Origin of the sequence: Streptomyces sp. NPDC087428 (assembly GCF_044744085.1) — a bacterium.
In the GTDB taxonomy this organism is placed as follows: domain Bacteria; phylum Actinomycetota; class Actinomycetes; order Streptomycetales; family Streptomycetaceae; genus Streptomyces.
The window spans coordinates 243,938-257,106 of record NZ_JBIUXR010000012.1 but is presented as its reverse complement, the minus strand read 5'-3'; the positions used below and the strand labels follow the sequence as shown (position 1 = coordinate 257,106).

Genomic DNA, 13,169 nt, shown 5'->3' with positions numbered 1-13,169 from the left:
CAGACGGGAAGAGGCGGGGAGGGGGAGAGGCCCGCCGCGGGCGCGCCCCCGCCCGGCAACCCCACCAAGAACACAAGGAAGGCGGACACCGTGCAGCAGGACCTCATCGCTCGGGCCAGGACCTGGCTCGCCGAGGACCCCGACCCCGAGACCCGCGACGAGCTGGCCGAGCTCATCGAGACCGAGGACCTCGACGGGCTCGCCTCCCGCTTCTCGGGCACCCTCCAGTTCGGCACCGCGGGCCTGCGCGGTGAACTGGGCGCCGGTCCGATGCGGATGAACCGCGCCGTCGTCATCCGCGCCGCCGCCGGACTCGCCGCGTACCTGAAGGACCAGGGGCAGGCCGGCGGCCTCGTCGTCATCGGCTACGACGCCCGCTACAAGTCCACCGACTTCGCCCGCGACACCGCCGCCGTGATGACCGGCGCCGGCCTGCGGGCGGCGGTACTCCCCCGCCCGCTCCCCACGCCCGTGCTCGCCTACGCCATAAGGCATCTGGGCGCCGTCGCGGGCGTCGAGGTGACCGCGAGCCACAATCCGCCGCGCGACAACGGCTACAAGGTCTACCTCGGCGACGGCTCACAGATCGTCCCCCCGGCCGACGGTGGGATCGCCGCCGCGATCGACGCGGTCGGCCCGCTGGACACCGTGCCCCGCCCCGGCGACGGCTGGGAGATCCTCGGCGAAGAGGTGCTGGACGCCTATCTGGCGCGTACCGACTCCGTGCTCGACGCCGGATCGCCGCGCACCGCCCGTACCGTCCACACCGCGATGCACGGCGTCGGCACGTCCGTGCTCACCGCGGCCTTCGAGCGGGCCGGCTTCCCCGCCCCGGTCCTGGTCGCGGAACAGGCCGAGCCGGACCCCGCGTTCCCCACCGTCGCCTTCCCCAACCCGGAAGAGCCCGGCGCGATGGACCTCGCCTTCGCCACCGCACGCCGCTCGGACCCCGATCTGGTCATCGCCAACGACCCGGACGCCGACCGCTGCGCCGTCGCCGTCCCGGACCCGGCCGCCGACGGCGGCTGGCGGATGCTGCGCGGCGACGAGGTCGGCGCGCTGCTCGCCGCCCACCTCGTGCGCCGCGGGGTCACCGGCGTGTTCGCCGAGTCGATCGTGTCGTCGTCCCTCCTCGGCCGGATCGCGGAGAAGGCGGGCCTCGGCCACGAGGAGACGCTGACCGGCTTCAAGTGGATCGCCCGGGTGGACGGTCTGCGGTACGGCTACGAGGAGGCGCTCGGCTACTGCGTCGACCCGGACGGCGTCCGCGACAAGGACGGCATCACAGCGGCGCTCCTCGTCGCCGAACTCGCCTCCGTGCTCAAGGAACAGGGCCGCACGCTGCCCGACCTGCTGGACGACCTCGCGGTCGAGCACGGGCTGCACGCCACCGACCAGCTGTCGGTCCGGGTCGAGGACCTGTCCGTCATCGCGGACGCCATGCGCCGCCTGCGCGAGCAGCCGCCGACCGCACTCGCCGGCCTCGCCGTCGTCTCGGCCGAGGACCTTCTCCACGGCACCGAGCTGCTGCCGCCCACCGACGGGCTCCGCTACCACCTGGAGGGCGCCCGGGTGATCGTCCGCCCGAGCGGCACGGAGCCGAAGCTCAAGTGCTACCTGGAGGTCGTGGTGCCGGTCGCCTCGGCCGACGAGCTGCCGGCGGCCCGCGCAAGGGGCGCGGAGCTGCTCGCGGGCATCAAGCGGGACCTGGCGGCCGCGGCCGGGATCTGAGGCGGGCGGGGGCCACGACACGCCGCCCCCGCCTGCACGGAAATCGCAGGCACGGAAATCGCAGGCACGGAAATCGCAGGCACGGACAGAGGGAGGGCACCCCCGCTCCGGGCGGGTGCCCTCCCTCTGTGCCGGTGACGGCTCCGGCGTACTCAGCCGGCGAAGCGCGCCATCCACGCCTCGACGTCGTCCGCCGACCGCGGCAGCCCGTCCGACAGGTTCTCGTGACCGTCCGCGGTGACGACCAGGTCGTCCTCGATCCGGACGCCGATGCCGCGCCACTCCTCGGGCACGGTGAGGTCGTCCGGCTGGAAGTAGAGGCCGGGCTCGACGGTGAGCACCATGCCGGGCTCCAGCACGCCGTCGACGTACTCCTCGTTCCGGGCGTGGGCGCAGTCGTGGACGTCCAGACCGAGCATGTGCCCGGTGCCCGCCATGGTGAAGCGGCGCTGGAGGCCGAGTTCGTACGCGCGGTCGGCCGGGCCCTCGATGAAGCCCCACTCGACCAGCCGGACCGCGAGGTGGCGCTGCGAGGCCTCGTGGAAGTCGCGGTACGCGGCGCCCGGCTTCACGGCGGCCATGCCCGCCTCCTGGGCCTCGTACACCGCGTCGTAGACCTTGCGCTGGAGCGGCGTGAAGGTGCCGTTGATCGGGAGCGTGCGGGTGACGTCGGCGGTGTAGAGGGTGTGGGTCTCCACGCCGGCGTCGAGCAGGAGCAGGTCGCCGGGGCGCACCGGGCCGTCGTTGTCCGTCCAGTGCATGATCGTGGCGTGCTCGCCCGCGGCGCAGATCGAGCCGTAGCCGACGGCGTTGCCCTCCAGGCGGGCGCGGCGGAAGAACGTGCCCTCGATCCAGCGCTCGGACGAGGCGACCGCGCGGGAGAGTTCACCGATCACGTCGGTGAATCCGCGGACGGTGGAGTCGACTGCCTTGCGCAGCTCGGTGATCTCCCAGTCGTCCTTGACGAGACGGAGATCGCTGAGCGCCTCCTCCAGCTCGTCGTCGCGCTCCTCGTCGGTGGTGACGGCGTCCTCCAGGGACGGGTCGATGCCGCGGACGATGCGGGTCGGCGCGCCGGAGCCGGCGGCCAGGGTGTCGGCCGCGGTGCGGACGTCGCGGCAGGGCAGGCCGAGCACGAGCTCCGACTCGGCGAGCGTGCGGCGCCGGCCCATCCACAGCTCCGCGTGGGGACCGGTCCAGAACTCGTCGTTGTCCCGGCTGTCGCGCGGCAGCTGGAAGCAGTAGGCGTCGTGGCCGCCGTCCGCACGGGGTTCGAGGACGAGGGCGCCGTCCCGGGCCCGGTCGCCGGTCATGTGCACATAGCCCGTGTAGGGGCGGAACGCGTAGCCGTCGTCGTTCGAGCGGACCTTGAGGTTTCCGGAGGGGATCACGAGGCGCTCGCCGGGGAAGCGCGCGGAGAGCGCGGCGCGGCGGCCGGCCGCGTAGGGGGCCTGCTCGCTCAGCTGGAGGTCGTGCCGCTCGGTGTCCGCCCAGCCCGTCCGCATGAGTGCGGACAGTTCCTCGGAGATCCCTGGGTAGAGACGGTTCTTGCGGTCTTTCGCCACGTCGTGCACCTGCTTCCGGGTGGGTTCCTCGGCTGCGAGGGGTGTACGTCCCGGGTACGGACCGGTTTGCCCTCGCTGCCGCCGGTCGGCGGCGGCACTCGGACGGTATCCCGCACGCCGCGCGAGCGGTGCGAAGGAGTGCCACTGGCACAAATCGGCCACGGCGGACGGGAGCCGTTGGATAATACGGACATGACGAACGCGAAACTCGGTGAGGCCCTCCGGCTCCTGGGACTCGGTGACGCGGCGGGCCGGGTCTATCTGGCGCTGCTCGAACTGGCTCCGGCGCCGCTGGCGGCGATCGGCGCGGCAGCCGGCCTGGCAGGGGCGGAGCTCGACGCGGCGTACGGCGCGCTGGTCGACGCCGGTCTGGCCGGCGCCGCCGGGGAGGACGAGGACGTGGTGGCCCCGGTGCCGCCGGCCGCGGGCCTGGAGATCCTCGCCCGGCGCCGGGCGAGCGAGGTCGAGGCGTCGCGCATCGCCGTCGGGGGCGCGTTCGACTCGTTCCGGCGTCAGCGGCTCGCGGCGTACAACGACCATTTCGTCGAGGTCGTCACCGGAGACGCCGTGGGACCCAGGATTCGCCAGGCCTGGGCGAGCGCCCGCGATCAGATCCGGCAGTTCGAGTCGCCGCCGTACTTCCCCCTGCCCGGCGCCACGGAGGACGCGCTGGCCACGCTGGCGCGCGGGGTGACGCAGCGTGTCGTGTACTCGCGGGAGTCGCTGGAGCATCCGGGCCATCTGAAGGACGTCATCGAGCCGTGCGTCAACGCCGGTGAGCAGGCCCGGGTGCTGCCGTCCGTGCCGGTCAAGCTCGTGATCATCGACGACGCGTACGCCCTCGTGTCGCTGTCGATCAAGGAGGCCGACGTGCACAACACGATGCTGGTCGTGCAGCCGTGCGGGCTGCTGTCCGCGCTGATCGCGCTGTTCGAGCAGTCCTGGCGGAACGCCCTGCCGTTCCACGGCAGCACCACCCGTCCGGGCGGTCTGCCGCCCGCCGACCGCCGTCTGCTGTGGCTCCTGGCGGGCGGCGCGAGCGACGAGGCCATCACCCGCGAGCTGGGTATCAGCCGCCGCACGCTGTTCCGCCGCCTCCAGGTCCTGATGGCCCGGCTGGGCGCCGCGAACCGCTTCCAGCTGGCGTTGCAGGCGCAGCGCAGCGGCTGGCTGTGAGCGCCGGCGGGCGGCGGTCGCACGGCGGGGCCGGACCCGCCCCGGCGGACCCGGCCCCGCCCGATGTCCTACTGGTGCGCGCCGGTGCGGCCCCGGCCGCGCCGGGTGAGAACGAAGCCCGCCGCGCCCAGGGTGACCGCCGCCAGGCCGAGCAGCACGCCCTGCCCGGTCGAGCCGCTGCCCGTCTCGGCCAGGTGGGGCGGCTCGCTGTGGCCGGGCCAGGCGGGGCCCGTGTGGCTGGGGTGGGACGTCGGCCAGGTGTGGGTCGGGGTGGGCGTCGGGGTCGGGGTCGGCGCGGGCGTGGGCGTGACCGTCGCGTTTCCGGTGACCTGCGCCGTGACCACGTAGACGGAGCCGTCGTCGTCGGCCGTCAGGGAGACGGAGCCCGTGTAGGGGCCCTCGGCCGTGGGTGTCCAGGTCAGTTCGAAGGTGCAGGACTCACCGGCCAGCAGTGCCGCGTCCAGGTCGCAGGTGCCGCCGGTCCGGGTCACCCCGTCGGGCAGGTTCAGCGGGAGACCGTCGAAGCCCACCGCCCCGGTCCCGTTGTTGGTCAGCGTGAGGGTGACGGTGCCGGTGTCGCCGACCTCCACCGTCCCGAAGTCCCCGCCGGTGAGCGTCACATCGCCCGGTGCGCGGTAGGGCGCGGTGACGGCGGCCGTGGCCTCGGCGGTACGGGCCTGGGCCGCGGGGGTCAGCGCGAGGCTCACGGCGCAGGCGGCAAGAGCGGACATGGCGAAACGTGCAGAGCGTCGGCGCGACAGCACGAGAGGGCTCCCTTGATCGATGGGTAACCATCTCACTATCGGCAGAACATATGATTTGCCCGGACAAGACTCCATACGTGGGCATGGCGTCAGCCGTGACCACGCACCCGCGCCGCACCGGCCCCGCTCACCGAACCGGCCCGCCGCGCGCCCCGCCCCCGGTGTCAGCCGATCGCGGCGATCACCACGAGCAGCACCGCGCCCACCACGGCCGGCGCGATCACCTCGTACGCCCAGCGCACCGACTTGACGACGTCCCCCGCCACCGGCGTCTCACCCGCCCGTTCGGCGAGCTCGCGCAGGTCCACCACGGCCTGGTCGGCGCCCGCCGTCAGGGCCCTGGTGGCACGCACGTCGGCGGTCACCGGCGTCCGGCCGTACGGATCGTCCATCGACTCGCGGGACTGCCGGCGGGCCGCCTTCTTGCGCTGCCGCAGCGAGACCGGCACCGCCCAGAGCTGGTACTTCGTGCCGTCCTGCGTGAACAGCTCGCTGGAGTAGCTCGCCCGCACGGTCGCGACGTCGGTCCACGGCAGGGTGATCGTGCGGAACGGGTTGCGGACCCGGATGCGCCGCTCGCCGGCGAACACCACGGGGCGCAGGGTGAAGGCGACCACCAGCGGGATCGCGGTGAGCAGCCCGGCCAGCGCCAGCCACGGCGCCCGGCCCTCGCCCCGGATCGCGGCGTCCAGGCCGATCCAGAGGATGAGCAGGAGCAGCAGGGCGCCCCCGACCAGCCCGGCGGGCGACCGGAACGTCCGGTCGGCGTAGGTGGGCTCGGCGGGGGGCGTGGGGCTCGTCATGAGCCCGATTCTGCCTGACGGGCGCAAGGGATGCGGGGGCGGCTTCCCGTCCGCCGGGCGCCCGGCGTCGTGGAGCCGTGCGATACACGAACGGCATGGGCCCCTGTACAGGCCGCTACGCGCGTAGATATGCTCATCTGGTGACCATGCCCACCACTGCACCCGCATTCGCCGACGCGACGGCGTCCGACAGTGCGCTGCGCCGCTTCCTGCACGGGCTGCCCGGCGTCGACGCCGTCGGCCTCGAAGCGCGCGCCGCCTCGCTCGGAACCCGTTCGATCAAGACGACGGCCAAGGCGTACGCCATCGACCTCGCCATCTCGATGATCGACCTGACGACGCTGGAAGGCGCGGACACCCCGGGCAAGGTCCGGGCGCTCGCCGCCAAGGCCGTCCATCCCGATCCCACCGACCGCACGGCCCCGCGCACCGCCGCCGTCTGCGTCTATCCCGACATGGCGGCGACCGCCGTCGCCGCCCTGGCCGGCTCCGGTGTGAAGGTGGCGTCCGTCGCGACGGCCTTCCCGGCCGGCCGGGCCGCGCTCGACGTGAAGCTCGCGGACGTCCGCGACGCCGTCGCCGCCGGGGCCGACGAGATCGACATGGTGATCGACCGGGGTGCCTTCCTCTCCGGCCGTTACCTGAAGGTGTACGAGGAGATCCTCGCCGTGAAGGCCGAGTGCGGCCGGGCCCGGCTGAAGGTCATCTTCGAGACCGGCGAGCTGTCCACGTACGACAACATCCGGCGGGCCTCCTGGCTCGGGATGCTGGCGGGCGCGGACTTCATCAAGACGTCGACCGGCAAGGTCGGGGTCAACGCCACGCCCGCGAACACCCTGCTGATGCTGGAGGCGGTGCGCGACTTCCGTGCGCAGACCGGCGTCCAGATCGGCGTGAAGCCGGCCGGCGGCATCCGCACCTCCAAGGACGCCGTCAAGTTCCTGGTCCTGGTGAACGAGACGGCGGGCGAGGACTGGCTGGACAACCACTGGTTCCGCTTCGGCGCCTCCAGCCTGCTGAACGACCTGCTGATGCAGCGCCAGAAGCTCAGCACCGGCCGTTACTCCGGCCCCGATTACGTGACGGTGGACTGATCCCCATGGCATCTGCATTCGAGTACGCACCCGCTCCCGAGTCGCGTTCGGTCGTCGACATCGCGCCCTCGTACGGCCTGTTCATCGACGGCGAGTTCACCGAGGCCGCCGACGGCAAGGTCTTCAAGACGGTCTCGCCGAGCAGCGAGGAGGTCCTCTCCGAGGTCGCCCGCGCCGGTGCGCAGGACGTGGACCGGGCCGTGAAGGCGGCCCGCGGGGCGTTCGGGAAGTGGTCGGCGCTGCCCGGCTCCGAGCGCGCCAAGTACCTGTTCCGGATCGCCAGGATCATCCAGGAGCGCTCGCGCGAACTGGCCGTCCTGGAGACCCTGGACAACGGCAAGCCGATCAGGGAGACCCGTGACGCGGACCTCCCGCTGGTCGCCGCGCACTTCTTCTACTACGCGGGCTGGGCCGACAAGCTGGACCACGCGGGCTACGGGGCGAACCCGCGCCCGCTCGGCGTCGCGGGCCAGATCATCCCGTGGAACTTCCCGCTCCTGATGCTCGCCTGGAAGATCGCCCCGGCGCTCGCCACCGGCAACACGGTGGTCCTCAAGCCCGCGGAGACGACGCCGCTCTCCGCGCTCTTCTTCGCGGACATCTGCCGCCAGGCCGGACTGCCCAGGGGCGTCGTCAACATCCTCACAGGCTACGGGGACGCGGGCCAGGCCCTCGTCGAGCACGGCGACGTCAACAAGGTCGCGTTCACCGGTTCGACCGCCGTCGGCAAGGCCATCGCCCGGTCCATCGCGGGCACGGACAAGAAGGCCACCCTGGAGCTGGGCGGCAAGGGCGCCAACATCGTCTTCGACGACGCCCCCATCGACCAGGCCGTCGAGGGCATCGTCACCGGCATCTTCTTCAACCAGGGCCAGGTCTGCTGCGCGGGCTCGCGGCTCCTCGTGCAGGAGTCGGTCCAGGACGAGGTGCTGGACGCCCTCAAGCGCCGGCTGACCACGCTGCGCCTGGGCGACCCGCTGGACAAGAACACCGACATCGGCGCGATCAACTCCGCGGAGCAGCTCTCCCGGATCACCGCGCTCGTCGAGACCGGCGAGGCCGAGGGAGCCGAACGCTGGTCGGCCCCCTGCGAACTGCCCTCCTCGGGCTACTGGTTCCCCCCGACGCTGTTCACCCACGTCACCCAGGCACACACCGTCGCCCGCGACGAGATCTTCGGCCCGGTGCTGTCGGTCCTGTCGTTCCGCACGCCCGACGAGGCGGTCGCCAAGGCCAACAACAGCCAGTACGGCCTCTCGGCCGGCATCTGGACGGAGAAGGGCTCCCGCATCCTCGCGGTGGCGAACAAGCTCCGGGCGGGCGTCGTCTGGGCCAACACGTTCAACAAGTTCGACCCGACCTCGCCGTTCGGCGGGTACAAGGAGTCGGGCTTCGGCCGCGAAGGCGGCCGTCACGGTCTGGAGGCCTACCTCGATGTCTGACGAGCGACGACGCGTCTTCAAGACCTACAAGCTGTACGTCGGGGGCAAGTTCCCCCGCTCCGAGAGCGGCCGGGTGTACGAGGTGACGGACTCCAAGGGCAAGTGGCTGGCACACGCGCCCCAGTCGTCCCGCAAGGACGCCCGCGACGCGGTCGTGGCCGCCCGCAAGGCGTTCGGCGGCTGGTCGGGCGCGACCGCGTACAACCGCGGCCAGGTCCTCTACCGCGTCGCGGAGATGCTGGAGGGCCGCCGGGAGCAGTTCGCACGGGAGGTGGCGGAGGCCGAGGGCCTCTCGAAGTCCAAGGCCGCCGCCGTCGTGGACGCGGCGGTGGACCGCTGGGTCTGGTACGCGGGCTGGACCGACAAGATCGGCCAGATCACGGGTGCGGTGAACCCGGTCGCGGGCCCCTTCCTCAACCTCTCCGCCTCCGAGCCGACCGGTGTGGTCACGGTCCTGGCCCCGCAGGCCTCGTCGTTCCTCGGCCTGGTCTCCGTGATCGCCCCGGTGATCGCCACGGGCAACACCGCGGTCGTCATCGCCTCCGCGGACGCGCCGCTGCCCGCCCTGTCGCTGGGTGAGGTGCTGGCCACCTCGGACCTGCCGGGGGGTGTGGTCAACATCCTCTCCGGCAGGACGGCGGAGATCGCCGCGCCGCTCGCCTCCCACCAGGACGTGAACGGCATCGACCTCACGGGCGCCGACGCGGACCTGGCGAAGGAGCTGGAGGTCGCGGCGGCCGACAACCTGAAGCGGGTCCTGCGCCCACAGGCCGTGGACGGCGCCTCCGGCGCCGACTGGTCGGCCGATCCGGGTACGCACCGGCTCACCGCGTTCCTGGAGACCAAGACGGTCTGGCACCCGACGGGCGCGCTGGGCGTTTCGGGCTCCTCGTACTGACGCGCACGCGGGCGTGGCCCGTGCCCCGGAGCCCCGGGGCACGGGCCACCTCCGTGTCAGCGGTGCAGCAGCCCGGTGACCTGCCCCACCAGGGGCAGGTCCTTCAGTGCGCCGCCGCTGGTCAGCGGGTCGGTGAGCAGGGCCGTGGAGACCGGCTTGAAGTCGGCGACCTGGGTCCCCACCGCGTTGTCCAGCGGGTCCGTGCCGGTGCCGGCCAGCGGGTCGAGCCGCAGATGCGTCACGGGCGCGATGCTGTTGTCGAGCGCCCCGGCCACCGCCCCGCCCGCGGCATGGGTGGCCGCGCCGAGGCCGGTGCTGTCGGAGCCGGCGGCCGGCGCGACGGGCAGCGGCGCCGCCTGGGCCACCGCACCCCCCGCGCCGAGGGCGGCTCCCACCGCGGTGACGGTCAGGCCTGCCCGCAGCAGAGCGCGGCGCCGGGACTTGGAAAGTGCGTGACGTGCCATGGATTTCCCACCTGATCGGGCCGATCGAAGCATCAATCGAGTAATCGTCTGGAAGCACAGCGTAGTTGAGGTGTGATGCTCGATACCAACAAGACCTCCGGGGGGTCCCCTGTGCGGGTCAATGCCTCACACTCATGTCCTGTGAGTTCCCAAGCGCTTTCGACCCGCGTCGTCCTGCTGACGGGCCCCTCCGGCTCCGGCAAGTCCTCCCTCGCCGCCCGCAGCGGCCTTCCGGTGCTGCGGCTGGACGACTTCTACAAGGAGGCCGGTGACCCCACGCTGCCGCTCGTCCCCGGCAGCCCGGACATCGACTGGGACTCCGCACGGTCCTGGGACGCCGACGCCGCGGTCGCCGCGATCACCGCGCTGTGCCGCACCGGCCGCACCGACGTGCCGCTGTACGACATCGCCACCAGCTCCCGTACCGGCCACGAGGTCCTCCACATCGAGCGCACCCCGCTCTTCGTGGCCGAGGGCATCTTCGCCGCGGACGTCGTCGAGCGGTGCCGGTCACTGGGGGTGCTCGCCGACGCCCTGTGCCTGCGCGGCCGCCCGACGACGACGTTCCGCCGCCGGCTGCTCCGGGACCTGCGCGAGGGCCGCAAGTCCGTGCCGTTCCTGCTGCGGCGGGGCTGGCGGCTGATGCGGGCCGAGCGGCGGATCGTGGCACGCCAGGCCGAACTGGGGGCGTACCCCTGCGGCAAGGAGGAGGCCCTGGGCCGGCTCGCCGCGGCCGCGGCGGGACACTGCCGGGCACGATCGGTGCGCGGGGCGGTGTAGCGCCCCCCGGCCGGATCGGGCCGCGTTCGCGCGGCGCATTCCCGCCGGACGGCTTCCGGCGATGTTCGGCATACCTCTGTACGGGCCGGACCGGCCCGTATACCTTCGCCCTGAGGCCACGGATTGAAACGATTCACAGTGCGTCGGTCCGGCCACCGTCATGGCCTGGACCGACCGCTCCGCCCTGCCCGCCCGCTGTCGCACGGCCTCGCGAACGCCCCATGACAACGTTTCCCTCATGAGAGAAGGATCGTCATGCACCACGAATCGGGAGAGGGTCCGCGTCGGCGCGCCTTCCTGGCCGGCGGACTGGTCGCGGCGGCCGCGGCGGCCGGTGCGCTGCCCGGCACCGCCGGGGCGGCGGAGCCGGACGGTGTGCCCGGCGCCGCGCACCCGGCCACCGCCCCCCGGCCGTACCGCAAGGCGCCGGCCGGCCCGTGGGACGCCCACAACCTGTCGCCCGCGAGCCGCACCGTGCGTCCGGTGGCCGTGTACACCACCACCGGCACGGTCGAGGGCGCCGCGTCCCTGACGTCCCGCCACGGCTCCGGTGCCGCCCGGCTGACCGGGGCGGGCTCCTCGGTCACGCTGGACTTCGGCCGGGAGGTCGGCGGCTTCGTCGCCCTCGCCGTCGCGGGGAGCAGCGACGAGGGGCAGGTCGTGGGGCTCACCTACAGCGAGCTGTCCACCTATGTCAGCCCGTCGGCGAGCGACGGCTCCAACGGCGGCAGCAACGACGAGCCCGCCGTGCGGTACCCGGCGCCGCCCGGGGGCCGGGTGGACACCTCGAAGGACACCCCCGTCGCGGAGGACGGTTCGGCGCGGGCGGTCGCTCCGGCGTCCCAGCAGCGGGGCGGCTTCCGGTACCTGACCGTCGTCAACGAGACCGGCGCGACGGTGGCCCTGACCGGGGTGACGGTGCGGGTGACCTTCGCGCCGGACGCCCGCGACCTGCGCGCCTACCCCAACTACTTCCACTGCGACGACGATCTCCTGAACCGGATCTGGTACGCCGGTGCCTACACCGTGCAGACGAACATCGTCGCGAGTGACGAGGGACGCGTCTGGGGCCCGCCGGACGTCGGCTGGGCCAACGACGCCCGGGTCGGGGAGCTGGGCAGCACCGTCCTGGTCGACGGCGCCAAGCGCGACCGCACGGTCTGGCCCGGGGACCTGGGCATCTCCGTGCTCACCGACCATGTGTCGCTGGGCGACCTCGTCACCGTGCGCAACGCCCTCCAGACCCTGTACAACCACCAGGACCCCACGAGCGGGGCGCTGCCGTACGCGGGGCCCGCGGTCAACTTCATCGGCAACTCCGACGCGTACCACCTGTGGACGCTCATCGGCACGGCCTCCTACGCCCAGCTCTCCGGCGACCTCGACTGGACGCGCACGGTCTACGACGGCTATCTCAAGGCCCTCGCCCACGTGGTGGCGAAGATCGACACGGACGGGCTGCTGAACGTGACGGCCGCCGCCGACTGGGCCCGCACCGATGCCGACGGCAAGAACCTCGAAGCCAACGCGATCATGTACCGGGCGCTGGTCACGGCGGGCCCGCTCGCCCGCTCGATGGGCGACGGGGCGACCGCCGCCGACTGCGCGGAGCGTGCGCGGAAGCTCAGGCTGGCCGTCGGCACCCAGGGCTACTGGGACGCGTCGGCGGGGCTGTACCGGGACAAGCCCACCGGTGCGGGCGCGGAGCTGTACCCGCAGGACGGCAACGCGCTCGCCCTCTGGTTCGGCCTGGTGACCGACCCCGCGCGGGCGCGGACCGTGAGCGCGGCGCTGGCGAAGCGGTGGACCCCCGTCGGGGCGCTGACACCCGAGAAGGGCGCCGACGCCGTCCACCCGTTCCCCGGCGGCATGGAGGTGCACGCCCACTTCGCGGCGGGCCGCGACAGGACGGCGCTGGAACTGATCCGCCGCGAATGGGGCTTCATGCTGAACGCCCCCCACGGAACCGCGAGCACCTTCTGGGAGGGGTACCGCACCGACGGCACCTCCGACTACAGCGGCTCGTACATGAGCGCCGCCCACGGCTGGTCGACCGGCCCGACGTCCGCGCTCACCTACTTCCTGCTCGGCATCGCGCCGTCGGCGGACGGCGGCACGGGCTACTCCGTGACCCCTCGGCCCGGTGGACTGCGGCGTGCGGAAGGCCAGTTGACGACGCCCGCGGGAGTGATCCGGGTGTCGTGGCGGGCCCGGTCGCACGACGGCTTCGACCTGACGCTCAGCGCGCCGGCCGCGGTGGTGGACGAGGTCTCGGTGCCCGTGCCCGAGGGGAGCCCCTGCGTCGTGCGGGTCGACGGGAAGCGCGTCTGGGACGGGACGTCCCTGGCCCGCGGGGCCCGTGCCGTACCGGGCCGGGTCGTCCTGTCCGGGCTGTCCGGCCGCACGCACGAGGTGACGGTACGCCGACGCTGAGCCGCCCTTCCCGCAGCGC

The 13,169-nt window shown here is 73.1% G+C and carries 11 protein-coding genes; 7 read left to right on the top strand and 4 right to left on the bottom strand.

All coding sequences use genetic code 11. The features are described 5' to 3' along the window. The first annotated feature begins 90 nt into the window (after positions 1-90). Positions 91-1,731 carry a phospho-sugar mutase gene (locus tag ACIO3R_RS26345; RefSeq protein WP_402109178.1) on the top strand — a complete coding sequence of 547 codons (1,641 nt, stop codon included), beginning with the start codon at positions 91-93 and terminating at the stop codon, positions 1,729-1,731. Between the two features lie 152 nt (positions 1,732-1,883). On the opposite strand, the gene ACIO3R_RS26340 is transcribed toward ACIO3R_RS26345, so the two are convergent. Further along, on the bottom strand, positions 1,884-3,296 hold the full coding sequence (locus ACIO3R_RS26340) for an aminopeptidase P family protein (protein WP_385036724.1): 1,413 nt from the start codon (positions 3,294-3,296) through the stop codon (positions 1,884-1,886). A 192-nt stretch (positions 3,297-3,488) separates the two neighbouring features. Here ACIO3R_RS26340 and ACIO3R_RS26335 point away from each other — a divergent pair, with 192 nt between their 5' ends. Next, positions 3,489-4,472, top strand: coding sequence for a LuxR family transcriptional regulator (locus ACIO3R_RS26335; RefSeq protein ID WP_402109175.1), 984 nt, complete (start codon positions 3,489-3,491; stop codon positions 4,470-4,472). Positions 4,473-4,540: 68 nt separating this feature from the next. Here the strand turns inward: ACIO3R_RS26335 and ACIO3R_RS26330 are convergent, their stop codons facing one another. Further along, positions 4,541-5,203, bottom strand: a complete 663-nt coding sequence (locus ACIO3R_RS26330; RefSeq protein ID WP_402109172.1) for a choice-of-anchor D domain-containing protein — start codon at positions 5,201-5,203, stop codon at positions 4,541-4,543. Between the two features lie 197 nt (positions 5,204-5,400). Then, positions 5,401-6,039: a PH domain-containing protein gene (locus tag ACIO3R_RS26325; RefSeq protein WP_402109171.1), complete on the bottom strand. Its 639-nt coding sequence runs from the start codon at positions 6,037-6,039 to the stop codon at positions 5,401-5,403. 146 nt (positions 6,040-6,185) lie between these two features. Here ACIO3R_RS26325 and deoC point away from each other — a divergent pair, with 146 nt between their 5' ends. From deoC to ACIO3R_RS26310, 3 genes are read left to right on the top strand one after another with little or no spacing between them, the layout of a single operon-like run. After that, the gene (gene deoC, locus ACIO3R_RS26320; protein ID WP_363022449.1) at positions 6,186-7,133 is read left to right on the top strand and encodes a deoxyribose-phosphate aldolase; all 948 of its coding nucleotides are present in this window, start codon (positions 6,186-6,188) and stop codon (positions 7,131-7,133) included. A gap of 5 nt (positions 7,134-7,138) precedes the next feature. Further along, positions 7,139-8,575: an aldehyde dehydrogenase family protein gene (locus ACIO3R_RS26315; RefSeq protein WP_402109168.1), complete on the top strand. Its 1,437-nt coding sequence runs from the start codon at positions 7,139-7,141 to the stop codon at positions 8,573-8,575. Next, complete coding sequence (locus ACIO3R_RS26310; RefSeq protein WP_402109166.1) at positions 8,568-9,473, top strand: aldehyde dehydrogenase family protein; 906 nt, start codon at positions 8,568-8,570, stop codon at positions 9,471-9,473. Before ACIO3R_RS26315 ends, ACIO3R_RS26310 begins: the two co-directional genes overlap by 8 nt. Positions 9,474-9,529: 56 nt before the next feature. Here ACIO3R_RS26310 and ACIO3R_RS26305 read toward each other — a convergent pair whose 3' ends face one another. Further along, positions 9,530-9,937: a hypothetical protein gene (locus ACIO3R_RS26305; protein WP_402109163.1), complete on the bottom strand. Its 408-nt coding sequence runs from the start codon at positions 9,935-9,937 to the stop codon at positions 9,530-9,532. Positions 9,938-10,078: 141 nt separating this feature from the next. On the opposite strand from ACIO3R_RS26305, the gene ACIO3R_RS26300 reads away from it, so the two are divergent. Further along, positions 10,079-10,717 carry a uridine kinase gene (locus tag ACIO3R_RS26300; protein WP_385040835.1) on the top strand — a complete coding sequence of 213 codons (639 nt, stop codon included), beginning with the start codon at positions 10,079-10,081 and terminating at the stop codon, positions 10,715-10,717. A 255-nt stretch (positions 10,718-10,972) separates the two neighbouring features. Beyond that, a complete protein-coding gene (locus ACIO3R_RS26295) occupies positions 10,973-13,150 on the top strand; it encodes an alpha-L-rhamnosidase C-terminal domain-containing protein (RefSeq protein WP_402109160.1) in 2,178 nt (725 codons plus the stop codon). Positions 13,151-13,169: the final 19 nt, after the last annotated feature.

Excerpts from the sequence above, each read along its gene's own strand:
- ACIO3R_RS26335 (WP_402109175.1), top strand. The coding sequence starts at position 3,489 with ATGACGAACGCGAAACTCGGTGAGGCCCTCCGGCTCCTGGGACTCGGT.
- ACIO3R_RS26330 (WP_402109172.1), bottom strand. The coding sequence starts at position 5,203 with ATGTCCGCTCTTGCCGCCTGCGCCGTGAGCCTCGCGCTGACCCCCGCG.
- ACIO3R_RS26325 (WP_402109171.1), bottom strand. The coding sequence starts at position 6,039 with ATGACGAGCCCCACGCCCCCCGCCGAGCCCACCTACGCCGACCGGACG.
- deoC (WP_363022449.1), top strand. The coding sequence starts at position 6,186 with ATGCCCACCACTGCACCCGCATTCGCCGACGCGACGGCGTCCGACAGT.
- ACIO3R_RS26315 (WP_402109168.1), top strand. The coding sequence starts at position 7,139 with ATGGCATCTGCATTCGAGTACGCACCCGCTCCCGAGTCGCGTTCGGTC.
- ACIO3R_RS26310 (WP_402109166.1), top strand. The coding sequence starts at position 8,568 with ATGTCTGACGAGCGACGACGCGTCTTCAAGACCTACAAGCTGTACGTC.
- ACIO3R_RS26305 (WP_402109163.1), bottom strand. The coding sequence starts at position 9,937 with ATGGCACGTCACGCACTTTCCAAGTCCCGGCGCCGCGCTCTGCTGCGG.
- ACIO3R_RS26295 (WP_402109160.1), top strand. The coding sequence starts at position 10,973 with ATGCACCACGAATCGGGAGAGGGTCCGCGTCGGCGCGCCTTCCTGGCC.